The following is a 20,361-nucleotide window of genomic DNA, read 5'->3' on the forward strand; positions in this document are numbered from 1 at the left end:
AAAAGCAAGTACCCCGGATTTGCAATTCGGCCCGCCTGAACGATTTTGTTCAGGCGGGCCGAATTGCAAATCCGGGGTACTTGCTTTTGCGGGAGTGCTTATGCTGCTACTTCGGCGGCGACGGGCGTGGCCTGGTAGTAAAGGGTGCTGCAGTTTTCGGGGCGCAGCACCAGCTCGGCGGCGGCGCGCACGTCGGCCACGGTCACGGCCTGGATGCGGCGGCTTTCGTCGTTCACCAGGTTAGCATCGCCCTGCAGCTTGCTATAGGCTAGGTTTAGGGCGCGGTTCAGCAAGTCGATTTCGCCGAAAACCAGGCTGCTTTCGGCTTGGTTTTTTACTTTGTTCAGCTCCTGCGCATCCACGTCCTGGGTTCGGAATTCGGCTACCACGGCCTCCACGGCCGCATCGGCGGCTTCCAGGGTCACGCCCTCGTTCAGCTTGCCGCTGATGACGAGCAGGCCGGGGTCGAGCGAGCCGGTGAGGGAGGCGGAGATGTTGTTGAATAATGCCTGCTCCTTCACCAGCCGCTGGTGCAGGCGGGCCGACTTGCCCCGGCCCAGCACGTCGCTCAGCAGGTCGACGGCGTGGTAGCGGTCGTCGGCCCGGGCGGGCATGTGGTAGGTTTTGTAGAGGGCGCTCAGCGGCACGGGCGCGGTGGCGGTGAGGTGGCGGGGCTCGGTTTGGGCCGGCTCGGCGGGCAGGTGGCGTTGGTAGGCCGGGCCGCCGGCAATGGGCCCGAACCACTTCTCGGCCAGGCGGCGCACTTCGGCCTCGCTCACGGCCCCGGCTACTACCAGCACGGCATTCTGGGGGGCGTAATGCTTGCGGAAAAAGCCGCGCACGTCGTCCATCACGGCGTTTTCGATGTGCGCAATCTCCTTGCCAATGGTGTTCCACTGGTAGGGGTGGGTGCGGTAGGCGAGGGGCTTGAGCTGCAGCCAGACGTCGCCGTAGGGCTGGTTGAGGTAGCTCTGCTTGAACTCCTCGACCACCACCTTGCGCTGCACTTCGAGGCCGTTTTCGGAAAAAGCCAGGTTGAGCATACGGTCCGATTCGAGCCAGAAGCCGGTTTCGAGGTTGGCGGCCGGCAGCGAGAGGTAGTAGTTGGTGACGTCGGACGAGGTGAAGGCATTGTTTTCACCGCCCACGCGCTGCAAGGGCTCATCGTAGCTTGGAATATTGACCGAGCCGGAGAACATGAGGTGCTCAAACAGGTGGGCGAAGCCGGTGTGGGTGGCTTCTTCATCGCGCGAGCCCACGTCGTACATCACGTTCAGCACGGCCATGGGCGTGCTGAAATCTTCGTGAACGATGCAGCGCAGGCCGTTGGCGAGGGTAAACTCGGTGAAGTGAATCATAAGCGAAAATCGGAATAGGGTAAAGGTACGGGCCGGCCGGGGCTGGGTAACCGCCAGCCGGGCCCCGGGGTTTCCGGCCGGCCGGCTCCCGGCTACAGCGTGGCCCGCACGCCCAGGCTGACGGTGCGCGCCACGGGATAAGCGCCCTGGTCGAGGCCGGCCTGGCGCGGGTCGTCTTCGGCGGCGCTCACGTTGGGGTCGAAGCCGCGGTAGGCCGAGATTACCAGTAAGTTGGTACCGCTCAAAAACACGGAAACCGCGTGCGGAGCCTTGCGCCACACCTCGGCCGTGAGCACCACACTGCTCAAGCGCACGTGGTTGCCCGATTGCAGGGTATAGTTGGAAACCGTATTGCTAATGTTGTTAACCTGGGACCCGGCCCGGGGCACGTCGGTATTGGTGTGCGTTGGGGTCCAGCGGTCGCGCACGCGGGTGGTGGCGTTGAAGCCGCCGCGCGGCACGTCCAGCAGCAGCAGGTTGTTGTCAAACACGTCGTAGCCAAACATGCCGTCAAGCTGTAGCTGCAAATCGAGCTTGCCGTAGGTGAGCTGTTGGACGAAGCCAAGCAGCTGGCGCGGAATGCCTGCGCTCAGTATCTGCGGCGAGGGCAGGTTGCCATTGGGCGAATCGAAAAGCGGGTTGCCGGCCGCATTGAGGCCCCGGTAGCGGTAGCCGTAAAACGAGCCCAGCGGCTGGCCCGAGGTGTAGGCAAAGTTACGGCCCGGCACGTAGAATTTTATCCCGTTATCGGTGGGCTGGTCGTAGTGGTTGCGGTTGAAGGCGGCCGTGAGCCCGGAGCTGCCGTGCAGGCGGCCCGCCTGCCAAGTGCCGGCCAAGCTCAGCTCCAGCCCCCGATTGCGCACGTACACCGGCGGTAGCTGCTGCCCAGGATAACCCAGTTTAGCCCGGGTGTCGCGCTGGTAAACCGAAGCACTGAATGACAGCTGGTCGTGAGCCAGCCCCAGGCGCAGGCCGGCATCGGCCTGGGTGGTTAGCTCATCTAAGGGGAAGAAAAAAGGGGATGAGCTTGGCCCGCCCAGAAAGCCCAGGCCGTGGGCGCCGGCGTAGTTGCCACGATTGCTGGTCTGGCCCCCGCCCACCCAGGCATCTAGCGTGCTCACCGGGCCGCGGTCTTTCAGCCAGGCTTCCTGAGCAGCGTGCCAGGTGGCTTCGGCTGCTGGCAGCCACTGCTGCTTTTCCGGCCCGATGGCCTGCGCCGACTTATCAGCCCGCAAGCTGCCCTGCAGGGCATATCGGCCGGCGTAGGTGTAGCTGGCCAGCAACTGGTAGCTGAACAGGTTGTAAGTCGAGCTGAACATGCTGCCCGCCGTCCGGCCGGGGGGCAGCGCGAACGGCGGTACGGGCACGGTGCGCTCCAGAAACGACTGGGACTGCTGGTTGCGCCAGCCAGTAGCTTCCAGGCTCGCGGCTAGCACGTGGCGCTCGGCCAGGGTGCGGCGGTAGCGCAGGGCGGGGTTCAGGGTAAGCTGCTGATGCGAAGCGCCGCGCACGCCGGTTTCGAAGCCGTCGATGCGGGCGTAGTAGTTGGTGGGGCCCTGGTAGTCGCGGGCCAGCAGCGAGTCGCGCTCGAAGGCGGCGCGCAGGGCGAGGGTGAGGCCGGTGGCTATTTCGTAGGCCAGCTCGGCGTGGGCCAGCAGGCGGCGGTTGTACGGGGTGCTCAGGTTCTGGTTGGCCACCTGCACCGGGTTGGGTGCGCCGTAGTCGGTGGCGTAGTCGCCGTTGGCCTCGTACACCGGCACGGTGGGCAGCAGGCGCAGCGCCAGCGGCAGGAGGCTGGCCGTGGGCCGATGCTCGGCTATCTGGCTATAGCTCAGGCCGGCGCTCAGGCGCAGGTGCTGGCCCACGGTCTGGTCGAGGTTTAGGCGCAGGCCGTAGCGCTGCAGGTCGGTGCTGCGCACGATGCCTTGCTGGTTGAGGTAGTCGAGGCCGGCGTAGTAGCGCGTGCCGTGGGCGGTGCCGCCGCTCAGGGCCAGGTGGTGCTCCTGCATGGCCGCTATGCGCAGCACCTCGGCCTGCCAGTCGGTACCGGCCCCGAAGCCGGCGATTTCGGCCGGCGTGTACTCGGGGGCGTAGCCGTTGTTGCGGGCGGCTTCGTTGGTGAGCTCGGCAGCTTCGCGGGCCCCCAGCAGCGAGTAGCGGTGGCGGGCCGTTTGCACACCGCCCGAAGCCGTGTACTGCACGCGCAGCGGCTGGCTCGCTGCGCCCCGCCGGGTGGTGATGCGGATAACCCCGTTCTGGCCCAGAAAACCGTATTGGCCGGTGTCGAACGCCCCTTTCAGAACTTCGATTTTCTCCACGTCCTCGGGCGCAATGCTCAGCAGCGGGTTGGTGCTGGCATCGGGGTTGATGGGCGGCGGATTGAAGCGGGCCAGCTCGCTAAAAGTGTTGAAGCGGTACTGAAACACCGGGACGCCGTCGACGATGTACAGCGGCTGCACGTGGCTGTCGATACTGGCCGCCCCGCGAATGCGCACCACCGCGCCCGCACCCGGCGCGCCGGAGTAGGGCGTGTACTGCACGCCCGCCGTCCGGCTGAGCAGGGGCTGAATGGTGGTTAGTCCTCTGCTGCTGGCAGTGAGAACCGTAACATAGCTTGGGTCACGGATGGTTATTGAACGAGCGGGAAGGCTGTCGGCGGCTAGTGTATCGGCCTGTTGCGCCTGCGCGGCGGTCGTTAGCAGCAGCAGGTAGCCAATGGGTAAGAATCGAACCATAAAGGAAAAGGAATGGAAAAGCGGGTGCGAAGATAGATGCCCCGGCCAGCCGGATTGCACATTGCCCGCCGGGAGCTGGTCCCGGCCAACCCGGTTGGCTGAAGCCCCCGGAATTCAGCCTCAACCCATTACCTTTCGGGTCCATCCATTCCTTTCCCCGCGCTGCCTCCCATGCCCAAACGCCTACTCCTGCTGCTGCCGCTCCTTGGCCTGCTGGCCAGCTGCGAAGACGCCACCGCCGACCTGTACCCAACCCTGCCGCCGGTGCACCTGCCCGCCGCCAGCCAGCTGGGTGCCAACACCTTCGGCTGCCTCGTGAACGGCCAGCCCTGGGAGGCCAGCAACTCCCGCACCCTCGACGGCCGCGTGCTCACGCCCACCGCGCACTACCAGCACGGCGAGCTGCGCCTCGATGCCTTTCGCCGCCTGCAGGTGGAGGGCCCAATTACCAGCGTTGCACTGCGCGCCGCCCACGTGAGCGGCCCTGGCGTGTATGATTTGGGCGGCCCGGCCGAAATCGCCGGCCGCACCGCCGCCCTGGCCACCAGCAACCGCCAACTGGCCTACGCGCTGGGCACTGGCACGCTCACCATCACGCGCCTCGACACGGCTGGTGCGCACCCCGTAGTGGCTGGCCGGTTTGAGCTGCGCACCAGCCTTACCCCAGAATCTGCCTGGCCCGCCGGTTTCCCCGCCAACGTACGCGTGACCGAGGGGCGGTTCGATATCGAGCTCAGCCGCTAGCTGCTGGCAACGGTGGACAAATGCCGGCTGGCCGGGCGCGGTGCCGGGCTGGGGCCGCTGGTCCGTGCCCGCTACCTTTGCCCATCCAACCCACCCGTTTTCCTCGCATAATGCCCACCGCCCCCGCCCTCACTTTGGCTAACGCTGACCTTCAGTTCGACCGGCAAGACCTTTCCAACGAAACCCTACTGCACCTCTACCAGCACCTGCTGCGGCCCCGGCTGATTGAGGAGAAAATGCTGATTCTGCTGCGCCAGGGCAAAGTGAGCAAGTGGTTCTCGGGTATCGGGCAGGAGGCCATTTCGGTGGGCAGCACGCTGGCGCTGGAGGCCGACGAGTACATTCTGCCCCTGCACCGCAACCTGGGCGTGTTCACGGGGCGCGAGGTGCCGCTGGGCCGCCTGTTTGCGCAGTGGCAGGGCAAACGCCTGGGCTTCACCAAGGGCCGCGACCGCAGCTTTCACTTCGGCACCAACGAGCACCACATTGTGGGCATGATTTCGCACCTCGGCCCGCAACTGGCTGTGGCCGGCGGCATTGCCCTGGCCGATGTGCTCGATAAAAACCCCAAAGTAACCGTGACCTACAGCGGCGACGGCGGGGCCAGCGAAGGCGACTTCCACGAGGCGCTGAACGTGGCCGCCGTGTGGCAGCTGCCGGTTATCTTCATCATCGAAAACAACGGCTACGGCCTGAGCACGCCCAGTAACGAGCAGTTCCGCTTCAAGTCGTTCGTCGATAAAGGCCCCGCCTACGGCATGGAAGCCGTGCAGGTCGACGGCAACAACGTGCTCGAAGTGTACACCACCATCAAGCGGCTGGCCGAGGATATGCGCCAGAACCCGCGCCCGGTGCTGGTCGAGGCCCTCACGTTCCGGATGCGCGGCCACGAGGAAGCCAGCGGCACCAAGTACGTGCCCCAGAGCCTGATGGAGGAATGGGCCGCCAAAGACCCGGTCGAAAACTACGAAAAGTGGCTGCTGGCCGAGGGCATCCTCACCGAAACCGCCAAGCACAGCATCCGCGAAAAAATCAAGGCCGCCATCGAAGCTGGCCTGCAGGAAGCCGATGCCGAGCCCATGCCCACGGCCGATATTCAGGAGGAAATCGCCGACATGTACGCGCCTTTCGAAGCCCCCGTAACCGACGTGCCGAAAGATGCTCCGGCTCCCGAAAAGCGCTTCATCGATGCCATTCAGGAGGGCCTGAAGCAGAGCATGGAGCGCTATCCCGAACTCGTGCTCATGGGCCAGGATATTGCCGACTATGGCGGGGTATTTAAAATTACCGAGGGCTTCGTGGCCGCGTTTGGTAAGGCCCGGGTGCGCAACACGCCGCTGTGCGAGTCGGCCATCGTGGGTATTGGTTTGGGCTTGAGTATCAAGCGCAAGAAGGCCATGGTCGAAATGCAGTTTGCCGATTTCGTCACCTGCGGCTTCAACCAGATTGTGAATAACCTGGCCAAGAGCCACTACCGCTGGGGCCAGAACGCCGACGTGGTGGTGCGCATGCCCACCGGCGCGGGCTCGGCGGCCGGCCCGTTCCACTCCCAGAGCAACGAGGCGTGGTTTACCCACGTGCCCGGCCTGAAAGTGGTGTACCCCAGCAACCCGCACGACGCCAAGGGCCTGCTCTGCGCCGCTTTTGAAGACCCTAACCCGGTGCTGTATTTCGAGCACAAGATGCTCTACCGCAGCCTCACCGGCCCAGTGCCCGAGGCCTACTACACCACCCCCATCGGGCTGGCCGCGCTGGCCGCCGAGGGCGACGAGCTCAGCATTATTACCTACGGCATGGGGGTGCGCTGGGCCCTGCAAACCTGCCAAGACCTGGGCGTGTCGGCCGATATTCTGGACCTGCGCACCCTGCTGCCCTGGGACCAGGAAGCCGTGCGCCGCACCGTGGAGAAAAACGGCCGCGTCCTCATCCTGCACGAAGACACGATGACCGGCGGCATCGGCGGCGAAATCGCGGCCTGGATTGGTGAAAACTGCTTCGAGCACCTCGATGCGCCGGTGCGCCGCGTGGCCTCGCTCGATACCGCCATTCCGTTTGCTCCACCGCTGGAAGCCGCTTTCCTGCCCCAGCAGCGCTTGCGTGAGCAGGTGCAGGCCCTGCGCAACTACTAGTCCGGCACGGGTTGGCGCGGTTTTCGCGCGTCTGCCATATCGCTATTTACGTATCCTGAGCTTCGGCCCAACTCGCAGTGAAACAACGCTTTTTATCCAATCTATTTTCGCTGCTGTTCGGCGTGCTATTGCTGGCGGGCTTGGGGGGCTGTAGCCTCTACCACAAGGTGGTGCATCCATACCGGCTGCCCACGCCCAAGCCTTCGCGGGAGTTCATTGCCCAGCAGAAAGCCGAGAAGAAGGCCAAAGCTGCCCGCGAAAAAGAAGCCCAGGCCAACAGCGGCCAGAAAACCGGTTTGCTGAGCGGGCTATTTGGGTCGGGCAAGAAGAAGCAGGCCAGGGACGCCAATGGCGCTCCCGAAGCCGCTACCGATGTGTCCACGCCTTCGGGTGCGCCGTTGGCTTCGGCCACGCCGGCGGGCCCGGCAACCAGCACGCTGCCCGAGCGCTCCACGGTGAAATACGACAAGCAGCAGCTGATGAAAAAGCCGAAGCTGAACCGCCGTAAAATCCACAAGCAGTACAAAGGCTTCCATCCAATCGAGTCTATCCGCAACTTCTTCAAATTCGGCCTCCATGCAAAGCCCAACTACAGCCCCGACCACCGGCCCGCGCCCAAGCAGCCCAGCGCTGCTCCCGACAACGCCCCAGCCCCTGATGGTGCTACCCCGGGCGGCCCGCCGCCAGCTCCGGATGCTGGCCCCGGTGGCCCGCCCGCTGCGCCTGGTGCCGGCCCCACGGGCAAGCCGTAACCGCGCCGGCGGGCTGCTGGTGTTCGGGCTGCTGCTGCTGGCGGGGCTGCTGGCGCCGGCCGCCCACGCCCAAATTGTGAAGGAGAAGCCCGGCCGCATCCGGGCGGCCAACCGTCGCGCCCTGCGCGAGGCCCGCACCACCGAATCACCATACAAGGACAGCCATCTCATCGTAACGCCCGACCGCCTGAAGCGTGGGGCCAGCACCGAGCCCCGTCCGGCTACCAACCCCGAGCTCGACTACAAGTCCGGTATCGCTCCCAACGTGCAGCCCGCCGGCCTGCTGGGCCAGCGCCGCAAAACGGCCATTCAGCGCCCGTCGGCTCAGGAAACCAAAAAAGAAAAAAAGAAGTGAGCCTCCTCGCGGGAATCAACTGCCCGCTAGTTGTTGTAGTGTCACAGCCGCCCCAATGTGCTTTGGGTGGCCATCGTTATTTTCCTTATTGCTAACTAAGTAAACCCCGAATGTCCACTCCCTGGCTTCCCCTCACCCAACCCGAACAGCTTACCGACCTCGCGCAGGCTTCGCACGAGCAGCCCGTACTCATTTTTAAGCATAGCACGACCTGCTCCATTAGTGCCGCCGCTAAGGGCAAAATTGAGCGCCAATGGGCCGACAGCGGCCTGACGTTGCCCATCTATTACCTCGACTTGCTCCGTTTTCGCCCCCTCTCGGCCCAGATTGCCGACCAGTTCGGCGTGCAGCACCAGTCACCGCAGCTCTTGCTCATCAAGAACGGCGAATGTGCCTACGATGCCTCGCACATGGGCATCCGCCTCAGCGATGTGCAGGCAGTGGTTAAATAGTTGATTGGTGGAGTAGTTGAGGAAGTTCGGGCTGCTTGGCGGGACGAAGTTCCTCAACTACTCCACCAATCAACTATTTGTATTCGAATACGATGTTCTGCCGCACTTCCGGGTGCAGGCTCAGGCCCACCGGGCAAGTGTGGGCGGCGCGCTCCAGCAGGATACGCTCCTGTGGGGCCAGGGTGGCTGGCAGGGTAAACGTCACGTCAATTTGGGCAATGCGGCGTGGCGGCTCGGCGCTCATGTGCTTGAGCACGGCGAATGTGCTGCCCACGAGGTCCCAGCTGTGGCGTTCGGCCACGATACCTATCACCGTCATCATGCACGAGCCCAGGGCCGTGCTCACGAGGTCGGTGGGGGAGAAGGCCTCGCCCCGGCCGTGGTTATCGACGGGCGCGTCGGTCTGAATAGCGTTACCCGAAGCGGTATGCGTAGCTTCGGTGCGGAGGTGGCCGGCGTAGCGGGCGGTTGCGGTGTTCTTCAAGTCAGATAGTTACCTTTAAGGCATCATGATTTCAGTAGCTAATTTACACCTGCCCGGGAGTTCTGCATCGGAACGGACTGGTTTTGCCCGCTTGCGAGCCGGCATTTGCTTCATCGCGCGCGGCCTGCCGGTGGTGGCGCTGGGGCTGCTGCTGGCCGTGGGGCCGGCGCGGGCGCAGGCGCCAACGCGCGCTGGTGGCGTGCTCCCAGCTCCCTCCGACGAGCAGTCCTACAACAAGGAATTCGTGTTCGGCATCAACTTCAACACCCAGGGCGGGCTGTTGGGCGGGGCGTCCATCCGGTCGTCGCGCGTGCTCGACGACCGCAACCTGCGCTTCTGGATGTTGGAAGGCGTGATGCTGAAAAATGCGAAGGAGCAGCGCGTGACCAATCCCTACGTGGGCGGCACCTACATCGCCAGCAAAACCAACTACGGGTTTGTGCTGCGGCCCTCGTTTGGCCTGCAGCGCGTGCTATTTCGCAAGGCCGCCGATGCCGGTGTGCAGGTGAATGTGCTGGCGAGCGCCGGCCCCTCCATTGGCCTGCTCATGCCCTACTACATTAGCTACGACCGCACTTTCGCGGTTGGGCAGGCCCAGTACAATCTGTCGCAGGACGACATTGTGAACGAGCAATACGACCCCTTAAAACACAACGTCGAGCTGGCTATTCTCGACCACGGCCCGCTTTTCAGTGGTATCGGCCAGACGCAGGTGGTGCCCGGCGCGCACCTGCGCGGCGCGCTCAGCTTCGAGTATGGCCGGTATCGCGATGCCGTGGCCGGCCTGGAAGTAGGCTTTTTGGTAGAAGGGTTTACCAAGCGAATGATGATTCTTGCGCCCAACCCCAACTTGGCCAGTGACCAGCTCAACCGTCGGTTTTTCCCCTCGGTGTATCTCACGCTCTACTTCGGGCACCGCAGCTAAAAGCAGTTAACAGTTAATAGTGAGCAGTTAGCAATGACTGTGCAAACTAGGAAACTGCTATTGCTGTTGGCCAGTGATTCTGAGGTTATTTTTGTGCCGCTGCTGGGTTGAAACGATTTAGCGGCGAATTGCTTTTCATAGGGTTAACTGCTCACTGTTGACTGCTCACTGTTAACTGAAAATGATTGATTTGCCCGTTATCCAGCCCGAAACGGCTGCCCCTGCCCGCCCCCGCAAGCCCGACTGGCTGCGCGTGAAGCTGCCCGTGGGCGAAGAATACGCCGCCGTGCGCCGCCTCGTGGACGAGCACAAGCTGCACACCATCTGCGAAAGCGGCAACTGCCCCAACATGGGCGAGTGCTGGGGGGCCGGCACGGCCACGTTCATGATTCTGGGCAACATCTGCACCCGGTCGTGCTCGTTTTGCGCCGTGGCCACCGGTCGTCCCACCGAGTACGACCTCGACGAGCCCCGCCGCGTGGCCGAAGCCATTGCCCTGATGAAGGTAAAACACGCCGTCATCACCTCTGTGAACCGTGACGAGCTGAAGGACCGGGGGGCCAGCGTGTGGCGCGAAACCGTGGTGCTCACCAAGCAGCTCTCGCCCGGCACCACCATCGAAACCCTGATTCCGGACGTGAAGGCCAACTGGGATGCGCTGGACGTGATGATTTCGGGGGGCCAGGAAGTGATTTCGCACAACATCGAAACCGTGGGCAGCCTCTACCGCCTCGTGCGCCCCCAGGCCCGCTACGACCGTAGCCTCGAGCAAATCCGGCGCACCAAGCAGGCCGGCCACCGCACCAAATCCGGCATCATGCTGGGCCTGGGCGAAAAAGCCGACGAGCTGTACCAGGCCATGGACGACCTCGTGGCCAATGGACTCGATATTCTCACCCTGGGCCAGTACCTGCAGCCCACCCGGCGGCACCTCGACGTGGCCGAGTTCATCACCCCCGACCAGTTTGCCCACTACAAGGAAGAGGGCCTGCGCCGCGGCCTGAAGTACGTGGAAAGCGGCCCACTCGTGCGCAGCTCCTACCACGCCGAGCGCCACGTGAACGTGCCGATATAATCCAGCCTTAAAAAAATCCGCAATGGCTTTTTTTACTGGTGCGGGGCGTTTGCGCCGCCGGGGGTATTTCTGTCGGGTGCTGGGGCTTTATGCGCTGGCGCTGGTGGTATATGCCCTGCCAGGCTGGCTTTACGCAATGGAGGTGCCGGTTCCCGTTGCGCTACTGGCTTTGGCGGGGTTTGTCGTCATCTTCTATCTGGTAGTCGTGCAGGCCCTGTTGCGGTTGCACGACCTGAATCTCAGTAGCTGGTGGAGCCTGGTAATGCTCCTGCCGGTGGTGAGCTATATTTTGGGAGCCGGCCTGCAATTCGTGCAGGGTACGGTGGGCCCCAACCGCTTTGGGCTCGACCCCAAGCGTCCGTACCTGCTTCCACCACCACCGCCACCGATGATAGTACCGCCGGGGAATACCGAACCCGAATAACGCAAAAGAGCCGCCCCATCTAGGGCGGCTCTTTTGCGTTATTCGGCGATGCTGCCGGGTTAGCGGCGGGCGTTGTTGTCCTGCGGCGGGTAGGTGCTCAGAATTCCGTTCACAATGCGGTGGGTTTCCACTTCATCGATGGTATTCTGGTTCACCTGCGCTTGGCCGGTGCCGCGCCAGGCGAGCTCCTTGCGGCGGGCATCCACGATGTCGATGACTACGGTGCCAGCTTTGTACTGCGTCACGGGCGAGTAGCCGCGGCCGTAGTAGCCATAGCCGTAGCCGTAAGGGTAGCCCAAGCCATTGTAGTAAGGCGAAACCTGCTGCTTATCCTCAACGCGGGCACTGTAGGCTACATAAATGTCGGGGGCCGCGGTCACGGCTACCTCGGTCAGGCCCTTGGCGGTCATCTCGGTCGTTACGGCAGCGCGCATACGCTTGTCAAGGAATGATTCGTAGCCTTTGGCGGGTCCGCCCTCGGCATCTTTGGGCTGCTGTGGGTACCAGGCCCAGGTTTTGAAAGCCCGGAAGTTAACGGCGTGGTCAAAATCGTTGGTCACGCCCACGCGGGCGGCGGTGGTGCAGCCGCTGGGCCCCAGCAGGAGGAGCAAGCCAATAGCGGCCAAAGCCGCCGGACGGGCCAGATAACGGGTGATGCGGTTCATAGAATAAAAATGGAACAAGTGAGTGGAGCGCCTGACGGGCCGTTTATCAGTGCAAACGAGCGGGTGCCGGCGGCTATTGTACTAACGGAAAATGATAATCCGACGTTCAAATTTTACCAGTTCCCGAAAAACCCCCGTCTGGCCACTAATTATGCTTGCCTACTATTGACTTAACAGGATTTTGCTCTACCTTACCCACAAAATACATCTTCCTGTTTCTCGTTTGATTAATGAAAAATACAGTCTTACTCTTAGTGTCCGTAGTTGGATTGGTTGCTGGCTGCACCGCCTCCCGTGACGAACTGAACCGAGGCGGCATCGAGCGTACGCCCGTCGCCTACAATACCATCGTCGATTGCCCGGTGTATGATGGCATGACCAAGACCTCAGCCGTGCTGGCCCAAACCACTACCGGCAACGAAGTGCAGGTGACCGACACCATCAATGCCTATTTCGTGCGGGTTCGTCTCGACAAAGGTGGCCAAACCCAAATGGGCTACATGGACCGCCGCTGCTTCGGCGAGCGGGGTAACGAGCGAGGCAACCGCAAAAAGAAATAAAATTTTCGTCGCCGGAGGTTTCACCGCCACAAACCCCGGCAGGGCAGTCACAAAAAAGCCTCGTCAGCAATGACGAGGCTTTTTTGTGACTGCCCTGCCGGACTTGGTTAGTACGACGGGCCTTTATCGGCCTGCACCAGCTCTTCCTGCTGGTCGGCGTATTCTTCCATGGGCGTGCAGCTGCAAATCAGGTTGCGGTCGCCGTAGGCCGAGTCGATGCGGCTGACGCTGGGCCAGAACTTGTTGGCGCGCACGTACTCCATTGGGTACACAGCTTGCTCACGCGAGTAGGGGCGGGTCCAGTCGTGCACGAGCACGGTGGCGGCGGTGTGCGGGGCGTGCTTGAGGACGTTCTCCTTGGCATCGGCCTTGCCCGACTCCACATCGGCGATTTCCTTGCGGATGGAAATCATCGCGTCGCAAAAACGGTCGAGCTCGGCTTTGCTTTCGCTTTCAGTGGGCTCAATCATGAGCGTGCCGGCTACCGGGAAGCTCACGGTAGGCGCGTGGAAGTTGTAGTCCATCAGGCGCTTGGCGATGTCTTCAACTTCGATGCCGGCCTTTTTGAAGTGGCGGCAGTCGAGAATCATCTCGTGGGCGCAGCGGCCGTGGCTGCCGGTGTAGAGCACCGGGTAGTGCGCTTCGAGGCGGGCCTTGATGTAGTTGGCGTTGAGAATGGCCAGCTCGGTGGCGCGCTGCAAGCCGTCGCCCCCCATCATCGAAATGTAGGCGTAGCTGATGGGCAGGATGCTGGCCGAACCCCACGGCGCGGCAGATACGGCACCGCTGGTGCGGCCCTCGACGGGCACCACGGCGTGGCCGGGCAGGTAGGGCGCGAGGTCGGCCACTACGCCGATGGGACCCACGCCGGGGCCGCCGCCGCCGTGCGGAATGCAGAAGGTTTTGTGCAGGTTCAGGTGGCACACATCGGCCCCGATGGCGGCGGGCGAAGTGAGGCCCACCTGGGCATTCATGTTGGCCCCGTCCATGTACACCCGGCCGCCATACTCATGAATCATATTACAGATGTCGATGATGGTTTCCTCATACACGCCGTGCGTGCTGGGGTAAGTCACCATCAGGCAGCTCAGGTTGGCGGCGTGCTTGTCGGCCTGCGCCTTGAGGTCGGCCAGGTCAATGTTGCCGTCTTCGGAGCTTTTCACCACCACTACCTGCATGCCGGCCATCACGGCCGAGGCGGGGTTGGTGCCGTGGGCCGACGACGGGATGAGGGCCACCTTGCGGTGGTGGTCGCCGCGGGCCTCGTGGTAGCCACGAATGGCCAGCAGGCCGGCGTATTCGCCTTGCGCACCGGAGTTGGGCTGCAGGCTCACGGCGTCGAAGCCGGTTACCTCGCAGAGCCAGGTTTGCAAGTCGGCGAAAATCTGCTCGTAGCCTTTGGCCTGCTCAACGGGGGCAAAGGGGTGGAGGCCACCGATTTCGGGCCAAGTCACCGGAATCATCTCGGCGGTGGCATTCAGCTTCATGGTGCACGAGCCGAGTGCAATCATGGAGTGGGCCAGGCTGAGGTCCTTGTTTTCGAGCTGCTTCATGTAGCGCAGCAGCTCGTGCTCGGCGTGGTGGGTGTTGAAAACGGGGTGCGTGAGGTACTCGCTACGGCGCACTAGGGCGGCGGGCACGTGCAGCTCGGCGGCTTCGCTTACGTCGGCCAGCTGGCCGGCTTCCTTGCCCAGCACTTTGGCAAACACGTCCAAGATGTCGGCTACGTCATTCAGCTCGGTGTTCTGGTTGAGCGAGATGCCAACGCGCACCTCTTCAAAATAGCGGAAGTTGAGGCGGGCGGCTTCGGCTTCTTTTTTCAGGGCCTGCTGCATCTCGGCGCTCTCAAGGCGCAGGCTCAGGGTGTCGAAGTAGTGCTCGTTGGTTTGCTCGACGCCCAGCTTTTGGAGGCCGGCGGCCAGGGTCTGGGCCAGCAGGTGGGTATTGGTGGCAAACTGCTTCAGGCGCTGCGGGCCGTGGTACACGGTGAACATGCCGGCCAGCACGCTCAGCAGCACCTGGGCGGTGCAGATGTTGCTGGTGGCTTTTTCGCGGCGGATGTGCTGCTCGCGGGTTTGCAGGGCCATGCGGAAGGCTTTGTTGCCGGCCGCGTCGATGCTCTGGCCAATGAGGCGGCCGGGAATAACGCGCTTGAACTGCTCGCGGCACGAGAAGAAGCCGGCGTGCGGCCCGCCGTAGCCCATTGGCACGCCGAAGCGTTGGGAGTTGCCCACGCACACATCGGCCCCCAGCTCGCCGGGCGAGGTGAGGAGCGTGAGGGCCAGCAAATCGGCGGCCATTACCACGAACACGCTGTTTTTCTGAGCATCGGCGATGAAGGCCGAGTAGTCGAACACCTCGCCGTCGGCGGCGGGGTACTGCACCATGGCCCCGAAGAAGCCGTCGTTGCTGAAGTCTACCTGGCGGTGGTCGCCCACCACCAGCTCGATGCCCACCGGCGTGGCGCGGGTGCGCAGCAGGTCGATGGTCTGGGGCAGCACCTGCTCCGACACGAAGTATTGGTTGGCCCCTTTTTTCTTGGTCTGGCTGTGCAGCATGTGCATGGCCTCGGCGGCGGCGGTGCCTTCATCCAGTAGGCTGGCGTTGGCGATTTCCATGCCCGTGAGGTCAATTACCATCGTTTGGTAGTTGATGAGGGCTTCGAGGCGGCCCTGGGCAATTTCGGCTTGGTAGGGCGTGTAGGCGGTGTACCAGCCCGGGTTTTCCAGAATATTGCGCTGGATAACGGGGGGCAGGGTGGTATCGTGGTAGCCTAGGCCGATGTACGACTTGAACACCTGGTTCTGGCCGGCAATCTGCTTGAACTTCGCCAAAAAAGCCCGTTCGCTAAGGGCGGCGGGCAGGTCAAGTGCTTTCTTCAGGCGGATGGCGGGCGGTATGGTTTCGGCGATAAGCTGCTCGATGCTGTCCACGCCGATGGTGCGGAGCATGGCGGCCTGCGCGTCGGCACTGGGCGCGTTGTGGCGGGCTTCAAAAACGTCGACTGGCGAGAATTTCAACGACATAAAGACGGGAATGGATTGGTGGGGAGCCGGTTAGGCGGGTGGGATTACGGAGTCAGATTCCTTAACAAAGGTACGCCCGAAACGTCCCGCCGAACTGTAAGAAAGCTGTAATTTTGGGCGTCGGCTGGTTTCTTGGTGCATTGCAGTGCCATTAAACCCATGCGTCATCCTGAGCGCAGCGAAGGAGCTTATCACCGCTGAGCGATTTGTGGCAACGCTGGCAGCACAGGCGTGATAAGGTCCTTCGCTGCGCTCAGGATGACAGACGCTTCCCCCATTCCTTTCTCCCTACTCCCACCCATGTCCCTCACCATCGGCCTGATTCGCGAAGGCAAAACCCCGCCCGATAAGCGCGTGCCCCTTACCCCCAAGAAATGCGGGGAGGCGCAGGCGGCCTTTCCCGGCCTGCAAATCGTGGTGCAGCGCAGCAATATCCGCAGCTACTCCGACCAGGAATACCGCGACCTCGACCTGGAAGTGCGCGACGATATTTCGGCCTGCGACGTGCTGATGGGCGTGAAGGAGGTGCCCATCGACCAGCTTATTCCCCATAAAACCTACCTCTTCTTTTCGCACACCGTGAAGAAGCAGCCCGCCAACCGCAAGCTGCTGCGCGCGGTGCTCGACAAGCACATCACCCTGATTGACTACGAGCGGCTGACCAATGCTCAGGGCGAGCGCATTGTAGCTTTTGGGCGCTACGCCGGCATCGTGGGGGCGTATAACGGCCTGCTCACCTACGGCCGCAAGCACGGCCTCTACCACCTGAAACCCGCCTACCAGTGCGTAGACATGGACGATATGCAGGAGGAGTTTTTTAAGGTGAAGCGGCTGCCACCCATTAAAATGGCCGTTACGGGCTCGGGGCGCGTGGCCCAGGGCGCGCTGGAAGTGCTCGACCGCATGGGCATCCGGCGGGTGAGCGTGTACGACTACCTCTACCTCAATTTCAATGAGCCGGTGTACACGCAGCTGCGCAGCTCGGATTACAACCGCCGCCGCGATGGCCGCGTGTGGGATACCCAGAATTTCCACCAGCACCCCGAGGAGTACGAATCCACATTCGGCAACTTTCTGCCCGTGACCGACCTGCTTATTTCCTGCGCCTACTGGCATCCGGCCGCGCCACTGCTCTTCAGCGAAGCCGACACGCGCCGGCCCGATTTCCGCATCAACACCATTGCCGACGTGACGTGTGATGTGAATGGCTCGGTGCCCACCACCAAGCGCAGCAGCACCATCACCGAGCCGGCCTTTGACTACAACCCCGCTACCGGCGAGCTGGAGCCGCCCTACTCGCGCCCGGAAAACATCACCGTCATGGCCGTGGATAACCTGCCCTGCGAGCTGCCCCGCAATGCCAGCCGCGACTTCGGCCGCCAGCTAATCGACATGGTGCTACCGCACCTGCTGGGCGACGACGCCGAGGGCGTGATTGCCCGCGCCACTATTGCCAAAAACGGCGAGCTTACCGAGCCCTACCAGTACCTGACCGACTACGTAACCGCGCCGGTGCAGGCATAGCCGCTACAGGCCCCGCAGCAAGGGATAGCGGGCGTGCACCAGCGAATAGAGGCCGTAGGCAATGAGCCCGACGGCAACGGCAGCCAGTGCAGGTTGCCCCATAGCGGCCAGAAAGTCGAAGGCCTCGTCGGTATTGCCGACGGCGCCGGCCCGTGACTGCTGCCCCGCCTGCACGAAAAAATAGCCAATGATGCCCACCACGATGCCCCGGGCCGTGACGCCCACTTGGGCAGCCCGGTACACGAGGCGGCTTTGGGTGGCACTAAGCCGGCGGGCACTCACATCAGATTCCAGCCGCCCGGAGAAGGCGCGGTACCCTTGGTACAAGCCGATGAAGATGGTGACCACGCCCGCAACAATCAGGAGCCAGTCGCCCCCGGGCCAGCTCAGTATTTTGGCGGCCAGGGTTGTCAGGGTATCGTCGTCTTCGTCGGCGTGGCCCCGGAGGGCTAGCTTGGCGGCATAAATGGCCAGGCCACTATAGAAAAGCCCGCTGCATACGTACCAGAACCGAAAGCTCAGCCCCTTGAGGCTGCTCCCTTTGCCTTCGGTATCGAGCAGCGCCTGCACGAAGCGCCACAGAATATAGCCGAGCAGGCCCAGCGCAATCAGGCCCAGGAGCACGCTGCCGCCGGGCACCTGCTGCAGGTGCCGCACGGCTTCTTCCCTGTCGGCATGCTGCGCACCGCGTTGCTCGGCCACGGCCGCCAGCAATGCCAGCACGCCCATAAGCACATACACCACGCCAATGGCGGCAAAGCCGAGCTTGGCCAGCGCTTTGACGCCAGACGAAGGGGAAGAAGGGATAGTGGCAAGCAGCGTATCGAGGGCAGACATGGCAACGGCGTAAGACGGAATTATTCTACGCAGCACCCCGGAGGCAAGGTTGAGGTAGTGAGGCGCGCATGCATACAAAAAGCCCCTGCTGTTTCCAGAAGGGGCTTTATGGTGATGAAGCAACCCGGCGCAGATTGGAATCGCGTCACTTCATCAAAAGCGGAATGGACTAGAACGTACGCTGAAACCAGCTTTTGATGTCATCGACGGCGTGGCCCGTTTTCTCTTGCAGGCGGCCGTACCACTCGTCCTGTTTGCCGTCTTCGTAGTCGAGGTCGTCGTCGGTGAGGTTGCCCCATTTCTGCTTGGCTTGGCCTTTAATCTGGTTCCAATCGCCGCGGGCTTTCAGCTCGGTGCTGTTGCCGCTGGCCACCGCGCCGGCATCGCTGGTGGTGTTGTGGAACCAGTTCTTGATGCTATCAATGGTTTCGCCGGTTTTCTCCTGCAGGCGGCCCAGCCATTCGTCCTGTTTGCCTTCGGTGTAAGTCAGGTCGTCGTCGGTCAGGTTCGACCATTTCTGCTTGGCGGCACCCTTCATTTGATTCCAGTTGCCGCGAGCTTGCAGCTCGGTGTTGTCGCCGATGTTATTGTTGTTAACGTCCATGGTTAAAAGGAAATTTTAGTGAAAGATAAGGGTGGGAGGAGGTGAAACTGTTAGGATTATACGCAGGGCTTTTTGGCTGCGTTGAGGCGACGGGCCGAAAGCCGGAATTTTACACCCCCTTCGCTGGCAGCTAATAGCCCGGCCGGCAGTGGTGCTGCGCTACTGCAAGCCCGCCACAATGCCGCCAATAAGCGCTACCCACATGCCCGCGCCCACACCATAGCCGCTCCAGGCCCGGCCGCGTTTGCGGCGCTGGGCCTCCGCGCGATAGGCCTGTCCATACGCCGGGTCGGCCAGCAGCCCGGGTTGAGGGGCCTTCAGGTTGGCCGTCGCTATCGCATGGGGTGCGATAATGGCCGGGGCCACCACGCCCAGCAACGGCCCTCCATATATCGTCGCGCCCAGCGAACCCCAGAACGGGCCGTTGTTGCTGTAGCTGCGGGCCGCATCCTGGCGGCCCTTGGCGCTGCGTTGCGCGGCGCTCAGGTCTGGCAAAAGGTCGGCGCTTCGCGGCTTTTCCGATGGCGATACTGGGTGCAGCATCTCGCGGGTGCCGTTGGCGTAGCGCACCAGAAACACCTCGGCAATGGCCAGGCGCAGGGTATCGGTACCGGCGGGCGGCAGGTAGCACAGCACCAGAGGCGAGATGGTGAGCACCCGGCCTGCTACTTCGCTGCCGTCGATGCGAAGGATAACATCCGTTTTTGCAGCTTCCTGAGCATGAGCCAGGCTCAGGCCAGCCAGCAGCAGGAGTAGCAGACACCGTAAGTGGCGCATGGCCGTAGCAAGAGTAAGCATGGCCTAGCGATGACGGGCGTTGAAACCGAGCAGCAGGCTAATGCGGGTACCACCGTTGCCCGGCACCACGGCCAGATTCACGGGAAAGTTGATGCCGTTGGAGCGAAACGAAGTGCCCATCGCCAAAACCAGGTTGGCCCCCAGAGGCGTCAGGTTTGGGCCCACGCCAAACTCGAAGCCCTTGGCCCCGCGCATGCCCAGCAGCCCGCTCAAGCTGGGCAGAAATTTGCCCTGCTCCAGCCCGCCCACCAGGGGTACGAATTCCACCAGCCCGCTCACTCCGTTGGGCATCCGAAACAAGCGGCTTTCGAACTGCCAGCCAAACTGCGTTAGAAAAGGGCTGAGGCCCGGTACGCTTTCGCGGGCTTTGTCCAGCACGCTGGCCGATAGAATGGTGAAGCCAATGCGCGGACCATCGAGCCGAATGGGCTCGTCCAGGATAGCATCGTCGGGCGACTGATTGCTGACCGTGGGCACATTGGTCGGGAAAGCCGTGCGCGCCGCCGCCGACATGGGTACTCCGGCACTGGCCGCAACCGGGGGCGTGGTAAGCACTTCCTTGGTGCCGTTGGCGTAGCGAATCATAAACACATCGGTACGCCACAGGCTGATGAGCGGGCCGTCGGGATTGTCGGTACGGCGGTATTTTACTTCGGTGGGCGTTATTTCAACCACCTTCACCGCAACTTCGTCGCCGTTGCGCTTGGTAAGCAGGTCCTGGGCGTGCGCCAGCGGACTCAGCAGGATGAACAGGAGCAGGAGTAAAAAAGGGCGCATGAGCAAAGGGCTAAAAGTGAGGTGTAAGAACAAATCAAATATGAGGTTTTAAACTGCCGCTGTCCAGTCAATATTTGCTTTTTGCAGACTTTGCTTTAAAACCAATTTTATATTAATGTCTATGATATTCAGTTGAT

19 protein-coding genes are annotated in these 20,361 nt (G+C 62.5%); 10 read left to right on the top strand and 9 right to left on the bottom strand.

Translation table 11 applies throughout. The features are described 5' to 3' along the window. Window positions 1-98: 98 nt before the first annotated feature. Both ABIB44_RS19405 and ABIB44_RS19410 read right to left on the bottom strand, forming a co-directional pair. Window positions 99-1,358, bottom strand: a complete 1,260-nt coding sequence (locus ABIB44_RS19405) for a M16 family metallopeptidase (protein ID WP_354586338.1) — start codon at window positions 1,356-1,358, stop codon at window positions 99-101. A 92-nt stretch (window positions 1,359-1,450) separates the two neighbouring features. Then, window positions 1,451-4,093, bottom strand: coding sequence for a TonB-dependent receptor plug domain-containing protein (locus ABIB44_RS19410; RefSeq protein WP_354586339.1), 2,643 nt, complete (start codon window positions 4,091-4,093; stop codon window positions 1,451-1,453). Between the two features lie 171 nt (window positions 4,094-4,264). On the opposite strand from ABIB44_RS19410, the gene ABIB44_RS19415 reads away from it, so the two are divergent. The 5 genes from ABIB44_RS19415 (at window position 4,265) to ytxJ (ending at window position 8,525) form a co-directional block, all read left to right on the top strand. Next, window positions 4,265-4,837, top strand: a complete 573-nt coding sequence (locus tag ABIB44_RS19415) for a Riean_0653 family protein (protein ID WP_354586340.1) — start codon at window positions 4,265-4,267, stop codon at window positions 4,835-4,837. Window positions 4,838-4,947: 110 nt separating this feature from the next. After that, a complete protein-coding gene (locus tag ABIB44_RS19420; RefSeq protein ID WP_354586341.1) occupies window positions 4,948-6,966 on the top strand; it encodes an alpha-ketoacid dehydrogenase subunit alpha/beta in 2,019 nt (672 codons plus the stop codon). Between the two features lie 77 nt (window positions 6,967-7,043). Next, window positions 7,044-7,718 carry a hypothetical protein gene (locus ABIB44_RS19425; RefSeq protein WP_354586342.1) on the top strand — a complete coding sequence of 225 codons (675 nt, stop codon included), beginning with the start codon at window positions 7,044-7,046 and terminating at the stop codon, window positions 7,716-7,718. Then, the gene (locus ABIB44_RS19430) at window positions 7,672-8,073 is read left to right on the top strand and encodes a hypothetical protein (RefSeq protein ID WP_354586343.1); all 402 of its coding nucleotides are present in this window, start codon (window positions 7,672-7,674) and stop codon (window positions 8,071-8,073) included. The genes ABIB44_RS19425 and ABIB44_RS19430 overlap by 47 nt, the downstream gene beginning before the upstream one ends. A gap of 110 nt (window positions 8,074-8,183) precedes the next feature. Beyond that, window positions 8,184-8,525: a bacillithiol system redox-active protein YtxJ gene (ytxJ, locus tag ABIB44_RS19435; RefSeq protein WP_354586344.1), complete on the top strand. Its 342-nt coding sequence runs from the start codon at window positions 8,184-8,186 to the stop codon at window positions 8,523-8,525. A 73-nt stretch (window positions 8,526-8,598) separates the two neighbouring features. Here ytxJ and ABIB44_RS19440 read toward each other — a convergent pair whose 3' ends face one another. Further along, entirely contained in the window at window positions 8,599-9,009 is a 411-nt protein-coding gene (locus ABIB44_RS19440) for an OsmC family protein (RefSeq protein ID WP_354586345.1), read from the bottom strand. Window positions 9,010-9,100: 91 nt separating this feature from the next. Here ABIB44_RS19440 and ABIB44_RS19445 point away from each other — a divergent pair, with 91 nt between their 5' ends. From ABIB44_RS19445 to ABIB44_RS19455, 3 genes are all read left to right on the top strand, one after another. Continuing rightward, the gene (locus ABIB44_RS19445) at window positions 9,101-9,934 is read left to right on the top strand and encodes a hypothetical protein (protein WP_354586346.1); all 834 of its coding nucleotides are present in this window, start codon (window positions 9,101-9,103) and stop codon (window positions 9,932-9,934) included. A gap of 181 nt (window positions 9,935-10,115) precedes the next feature. Beyond that, on the top strand, window positions 10,116-11,009 hold the full coding sequence (gene lipA / locus ABIB44_RS19450) for a lipoyl synthase (protein WP_354586347.1): 894 nt from the start codon (window positions 10,116-10,118) through the stop codon (window positions 11,007-11,009). 22 nt (window positions 11,010-11,031) lie between these two features. After that, window positions 11,032-11,433 (top strand): DUF805 domain-containing protein, encoded by a 402-nt coding sequence (locus ABIB44_RS19455; protein WP_354586348.1) that lies wholly within the window; start codon window positions 11,032-11,034, stop codon window positions 11,431-11,433. Between the two features lie 59 nt (window positions 11,434-11,492). Here the strand turns inward: ABIB44_RS19455 and ABIB44_RS19460 are convergent, their stop codons facing one another. Further along, window positions 11,493-12,098 carry a DUF4136 domain-containing protein gene (locus ABIB44_RS19460; protein ID WP_354586349.1) on the bottom strand — a complete coding sequence of 202 codons (606 nt, stop codon included), beginning with the start codon at window positions 12,096-12,098 and terminating at the stop codon, window positions 11,493-11,495. 254 nt (window positions 12,099-12,352) lie between these two features. On the opposite strand from ABIB44_RS19460, the gene ABIB44_RS19465 reads away from it, so the two are divergent. Next, complete coding sequence (locus ABIB44_RS19465; RefSeq protein ID WP_354586350.1) at window positions 12,353-12,658, top strand: hypothetical protein; 306 nt, start codon at window positions 12,353-12,355, stop codon at window positions 12,656-12,658. A gap of 107 nt (window positions 12,659-12,765) precedes the next feature. On the opposite strand, the gene gcvP is transcribed toward ABIB44_RS19465, so the two are convergent. After that, window positions 12,766-15,684, bottom strand: a complete 2,919-nt coding sequence (gene gcvP, locus ABIB44_RS19470) for an aminomethyl-transferring glycine dehydrogenase (RefSeq protein WP_354586351.1) — start codon at window positions 15,682-15,684, stop codon at window positions 12,766-12,768. Between the two features lie 300 nt (window positions 15,685-15,984). Between gcvP and ABIB44_RS19475 the strand changes: the two genes are divergently transcribed. Next, window positions 15,985-17,208 carry an NAD(P)-dependent oxidoreductase gene (locus ABIB44_RS19475; protein WP_354586352.1) on the top strand — a complete coding sequence of 408 codons (1,224 nt, stop codon included), beginning with the start codon at window positions 15,985-15,987 and terminating at the stop codon, window positions 17,206-17,208. 3 nt (window positions 17,209-17,211) lie between these two features. Here ABIB44_RS19475 and ABIB44_RS19480 read toward each other — a convergent pair whose 3' ends face one another. The 4 genes from ABIB44_RS19480 to ABIB44_RS19495 form a co-directional block, all read right to left on the bottom strand. Continuing rightward, window positions 17,212-18,045 carry a DUF1206 domain-containing protein gene (locus ABIB44_RS19480; protein ID WP_354586353.1) on the bottom strand — a complete coding sequence of 278 codons (834 nt, stop codon included), beginning with the start codon at window positions 18,043-18,045 and terminating at the stop codon, window positions 17,212-17,214. A gap of 169 nt (window positions 18,046-18,214) precedes the next feature. Continuing rightward, complete coding sequence (locus tag ABIB44_RS19485) at window positions 18,215-18,649, bottom strand: CsbD family protein (RefSeq protein ID WP_354586354.1); 435 nt, start codon at window positions 18,647-18,649, stop codon at window positions 18,215-18,217. A 159-nt stretch (window positions 18,650-18,808) separates the two neighbouring features. Continuing rightward, window positions 18,809-19,447, bottom strand: a complete 639-nt coding sequence (locus ABIB44_RS19490) for a hypothetical protein (RefSeq protein ID WP_354586355.1) — start codon at window positions 19,445-19,447, stop codon at window positions 18,809-18,811. Window positions 19,448-19,450: 3 nt separating this feature from the next. Continuing rightward, a complete protein-coding gene (locus ABIB44_RS19495; RefSeq protein WP_354586356.1) occupies window positions 19,451-20,224 on the bottom strand; it encodes a hypothetical protein in 774 nt (257 codons plus the stop codon). Window positions 20,225-20,361: the final 137 nt, after the last annotated feature.

It is taken from the genome of Hymenobacter sp. UYCo722 (genome assembly GCF_040547115.1).
In the GTDB taxonomy this organism is placed as follows: domain Bacteria; phylum Bacteroidota; class Bacteroidia; order Cytophagales; family Hymenobacteraceae; genus Hymenobacter.